The sequence below is a fragment of the Bordetella petrii genome (assembly GCF_020991325.1).
Lineage (GTDB): Bacteria > Pseudomonadota > Gammaproteobacteria > Burkholderiales > Burkholderiaceae_B > Bordetella_A > Bordetella_A petrii_E.
This window is the reverse complement of sequence record NZ_JAJMLX010000343.1, coordinates 1-4297: the sequence shown is the minus strand read 5'-3', so window position 1 is coordinate 4297 and position 4297 is coordinate 1. Positions and strand designations below refer to the sequence as shown.

The following is a 4297-nucleotide window of genomic DNA, read 5'->3' as shown; positions in this document are numbered from 1 at the left end:
CCGCCATTCGTATTGACGGGCAGACTGCCCCCGGGCGCGATGGCGCCGCTGGCCACCAGCCCGCCGGCTTCGCCCTTTTGTCGAAGAATGGCGCCATATCGGTCACCAGGTCTTTCACGATGGGCAAGTTCGACAAGGGTGCCAGTTCGATGCGGCCCTGGCGCGCCACGCGCGAGACATGCGTACGGCAGGTCCAGCGCGCCACGCCATTGACCGTCATGGCGCAGGACCCGCACATGCCCACGCGGCATGCATAGCGGTACGACAAGCCGGGATCCAGGTGCCGCTGAATGTACGTGGCCACGTCCAGTACGGTCTGGTTGTCGCGACGCGGCACCTGGAACGGCTGGAAACCGCCCTGCTCGCCGCCGCGCCAGACACTGACATGCAGCACACCTGAAAATGTTTCTTGCTGTGGCATACGGCCCTGTGATCTCGAAAAATCCGGGTTTTCATAGTGCCGCGCGCTTTGACAGAAGTAAAACTATTAATTATTTTGAACAGACCAAGTTTTTTTATATTCATAGTGCAAGCCCGCCATGCCATCCATCCGTCAGTTCCGCACCGCGCTGGCCGCGGCCCGATTGGGCAGTTTCGTGGCGGCCGGCCGCCAGGTGGGGTTGACGCAGGCCGCTGTCAGCCTGCAGATCAAGAACCTGGAAAGCGAGCTGGACGCGCAGTTGTTCGAACGCCGCGCGCAGGCCGCGGTGCCTACGCCGCATGGCCGGCAGATCCTGGCCGAACTGGAAGACCTGGTGGCCCGCTATGAACAGTTGCTGTCCGAAAGCGGCGACACGCTGCGCGGCGATTTACGCATCGGCACGCTGGTGTCGTCGCTGATGGGCACCTTCGGCACGGTGCTGGCCCACATCAAGCGCGACTACCCCGCCCTGCACATTACCCTGCTGGCCGGCCAGTCGGCCGACTTCGCGGCACGTGTGGCCAGTGGCGAACTCGATGCCGCGGTCGTTACCGAACCGCCGCACGGCGCCGGCCCGGGCCTGGTATGGACACCGCTGTACCAGGAACCCCTGGTGCTGATCGCCGCCGCGCGGCTGCGGCGCAAAGCAGTGGCGACGCTGCTGGCCACCGAACCCTTTCTGCAGTTCGACCGCTCGCTCTGGACAGGGCGGCTGATTACCGAAGCGCTGGCGCGGCTGGGTGTTGCGCCCGATATCATCCTGGAACTGAATTCCATCGAAGCCATCGCCGAACTGGTGCGCCAGGATTACGGCGTGGCCGTGGTACCGCTGCTGGCCAACGCCAATTGGCGCGCCAGCAAGCAACTGGCGGTCAAGCCGCTGCCCGGGCCCGCCATGCTGCGCCGCGTCGGCATGCTGGAACGCCGCCGCCACGGCAAGCAGGCCATCACGCGCACGCTGCGCGGCATGTTCGCGCAAAGCAGCTCCTGAAGGCGCCGGGCCCTTGCCCCGCTGCGCGGATTGCATCGTTTTCGGACAAGTCGGATAAACCCGGCACCACGCCACGCGTGCCGGCACGCTTGCGCGCGCGCAGAGACAATCGCCCTCGCCATTTCCATTTCAGCAAGGCGCCATGCAAGACAAAACCCTTTCCAACCGCGAACGCGATTGCCTGCATTGGTCCGCTCTGGGCAAAACCAGTTGGGAAACCGCCGTCATCCTGGGCGTCAGTGAACGCACGGTCAATTTCCACATCGGCAACGCCTGCAGCAAGCTGGGCGTCTACAACCGCAGGGCCGCCGTGGCCCTGGCGCTGCGGCAGGGGCTGCTGCCCGCCTTCACGGCTTGAGCTTCACCGCGCGCACGAATTCCTGCGCGCGTTCCCGTGGCAGGGTCTGCTGGCTTCCCGCCGCCACGGCGTCAATCAGCATCGTATCGGTTACCCATACGCGTGCCATCAACCAGCCCGCTTTCTGCCCCACCTTGCCACGCACTTCGATCTCGTCCCCATAGCCGGGCAGGGGCTGCGGTGCCGGCATGCCCAGGTTGGCATACAGCGATTCCATCAAGGCGCGCCCCAGGGCGTCGCGCGCGGCCGGGTCGCGCGCTATTTCGGGCGGCAGGGGCGCATGGCCCACGGCGAACATGGCGCCATCCACTTGCGCCACATCCAGCGTGAAACGCAACGACTGCCCGCCCAGGGCGAGGTCGCGCGTTTCCGTTTGCACGCGGGCCGGAAACGCAGCGTGCACGTGCCCGTCGGCCACGTCCAGTTCGCGCCAGTTGTAACTGGGCGAACAGGCCGCCAGCAGCAGCGCCACGCACGCCAGACGCGCCGCGCGTGCGGGCAACGGGTGAAACAGCTTGGGAATCATGGTGTTGCGGTCTCCGGCGCAGACAACGGCGAAGCCCGATTGTCGCCTATCCACGCGGAGTGTGCGGCCTGTCAATTGCCCCTGCTTGCAACACAGGCTCCCTCGGCAAGAATTGCCCGTAACCCGTAAAATCCGCCCTCAATCCCAGAATATCCATATGACCGTGACCGATACCGCTGACAGCCGCTTGGCCCGCCTAAAGGCCCATTCCGCCCTGCTCGCCCAGATTCTGCGCGGCATCGAAAAAGAAGGCCTGCGCGTCGACGCGCGCGGCAACCTGGCCCTGACCGCCCACCCCGCCGGCCTGGGCTCCGCCCTGACCAACGAACACGTCACCACGGATTATTCCGAAGCCCTGCTCGAACTCATTACCGGCACCCACGACCAGGTGGGATCCCTGCTGGCCGAACTGGAAAACACCCACCGCTTCGTCTACAGCGTGCTCGAAGGCGAAACCATCTGGAACCAGTCCATGCCGGCCATCCTGCCGGCCGAGCCCGACATCCCCATCGCCTGGTACGGCACGTCCAACAGCGGCATGCTCAAGCACGTATACCGGCGCGGCCTGGCCGAACGCTACGGCAAGGCCATGCAATGCATCGCCGGCCTGCACTACAACTTTTCGCTGCCCGACGCGCTCTGGGAAGTGCTGGACCCCGCCGCCGCCAGCGAACAAGAACGCCGCTCGCGCGGGTACATCGGCCTGATCCGCAATTTCACGCGCTATTCCTGGCTGCTGATGTACCTGTTCGGCGCCGCGCCCGCCCTGTCGCGCCATTTCATGGGCGACCGCGCGCATCCATTGCAGGCCCTGGATGCCGATACGCTGTACCTGCCCTACGCCACCAGCCTGCGCATGAGCGACCTGGGCTATCAGAACAACAAGGCGCAGGCCCAACTGAAGCTTTGCTACAACGACCTGGACACCTTCCTGGGCCGCCTGTACGGCGCGGTAACCCAGCCCTGGCCCGAATACCAGGCCATAGGCACCCACCGCAACGGCGAATGGATCCAGCTCAACACCAACGTGCTGCAGATCGAAAACGAGTACTACTCCAGCATCCGCCCCAAGCGCGCCACGGGCCGCGGCGAACGCCCCGTCACCGCGCTGGCGGAACGCGGCGTGCAGTACGTAGAGGTGCGGTGCCTCGATATCGACCCCCAGCAGCCCATCGGCATCGCGCCCGACACGGCACGCTTCATGGACGCCTTCCTGCTGTTCTGTGCGGCGTCCGACAGCCCGTACTTCTCGGAAAACGGCTATTGCCAGCGCAGCGCCGACAACTTCGCGGTGGTGGTCACGGAAGGCCGCAAGCCCGGCCTGCAGCTCGACCGCGATGGCACTTCCGTCGCGCTGCCCGCCTGGGGCCATGAACTGCTGGACCACATCGCCCCCTACGCCGCGCTGTACGCTTCGCTGTCCGGCCAGCCTGCGCCCGCGTCGGCCTGAGGCCGCGTTCAGCCACCCTTCTTCCCTGGGCTGCCGGCTGAGCCCGGGGGAGGAGGCATGACCAAGTCGAGCGAGGCCCCGGGATCCTCTTCCCCCGCCACCGAGTCGAGTGTCGCCTCCTTCACAGGTTCGCGGTTCGACGCGCCCTCTTTCGCATGTTTGCCAGATGCTGGAACCGCACGGGTTGTATCGTCGGGATCCGTTGAGGTCAGAGGCTCGGTCATGGGGTCATCCTTTCCAAAAGAGGGTTCCGGGTCGCCATGCCCTGCTTCAACGGCTGGCAGGTGGAACGGCCGGGCGCGCGCCGTGGGCATGCACATGCTGCTGCCCTGTCGGGTCGGTGACCTGAACGGCGCGGCCCTTCTGCCACGCGTCCGCCCCCGCTGCGATGGCCGGTGCGTCGATGGCCTCGCGGTTCTTTCGTCTTTCCTGTCTGTCGACGCCCAGGCGCCGGTCTCTGTCAGCCACCATGGCCGGCTCCGCTTGCCCATCGGCAGTGATGCCCATCATGAGTTGGGGCACGCCGAGCGGCAGGTCCTTTTGTTGGTCGG

The 4297-nt window shown here is 65.8% G+C and carries 5 protein-coding genes and 1 pseudogene; 3 read left to right on the top strand and 3 right to left on the bottom strand.

Annotation, left to right across the window (positions count from 1 at the left end; all coding sequences use genetic code 11):
• A partial coding sequence (locus LPZ50_RS22465) for a 2Fe-2S iron-sulfur cluster-binding protein (protein ID WP_230665048.1) occupies window positions 1–421 on the bottom strand: 421 nt, incomplete at its 3' end.
• A 118-nt stretch (window positions 422–539) separates the two neighbouring features.
• Here LPZ50_RS22465 and LPZ50_RS22460 point away from each other — a divergent pair.
• Both LPZ50_RS22460 and LPZ50_RS22455 read left to right on the top strand, forming a co-directional pair.
• Window positions 540–1412 carry a LysR family transcriptional regulator gene (locus LPZ50_RS22460; protein WP_230665047.1) on the top strand — a complete coding sequence of 291 codons (873 nt, stop codon included), beginning with the start codon at window positions 540–542 and terminating at the stop codon, window positions 1410–1412.
• 142 nt (window positions 1413–1554) lie between these two features.
• Window positions 1555–1770, top strand: a complete 216-nt coding sequence (locus LPZ50_RS22455) for a helix-turn-helix domain-containing protein (protein ID WP_230665046.1) — start codon at window positions 1555–1557, stop codon at window positions 1768–1770.
• Here LPZ50_RS22455 and LPZ50_RS22450 read toward each other — a convergent pair.
• Entirely contained in the window at window positions 1760–2296 is a 537-nt protein-coding gene (locus LPZ50_RS22450; protein ID WP_230665049.1) for a hypothetical protein, read from the bottom strand. The genes LPZ50_RS22455 and LPZ50_RS22450 overlap by 11 nt on opposite strands.
• Before the next feature lie 163 nt (window positions 2297–2459).
• Here LPZ50_RS22450 and gshA point away from each other — a divergent pair.
• A pseudogene (gene gshA / locus LPZ50_RS22445) lies at window positions 2460–3743 on the top strand (glutamate--cysteine ligase); the annotation flags it as partial.
• 273 nt (window positions 3744–4016) lie between these two features.
• Here gshA and LPZ50_RS22440 read toward each other — a convergent pair.
• Window positions 4017–4297: DUF1264 domain-containing protein (locus LPZ50_RS22440; RefSeq protein ID WP_230665045.1), on the bottom strand; the 281-nt coding region annotated here is incomplete at its 5' end.

Bases quoted from the DNA above. Each gene is read 5' to 3' on its own strand.
- LPZ50_RS22455 (WP_230665046.1), top strand. From the start codon at position 1,555: ATGCAAGACAAAACCCTTTCCAACCGCGAACGCGATTGCCTGCATTGG.
- LPZ50_RS22450 (WP_230665049.1), bottom strand. From the start codon at position 2,296: ATGATTCCCAAGCTGTTTCACCCGTTGCCCGCACGCGCGGCGCGTCTG.
- LPZ50_RS22460 (WP_230665047.1), top strand. From the start codon at position 540: ATGCCATCCATCCGTCAGTTCCGCACCGCGCTGGCCGCGGCCCGATTG.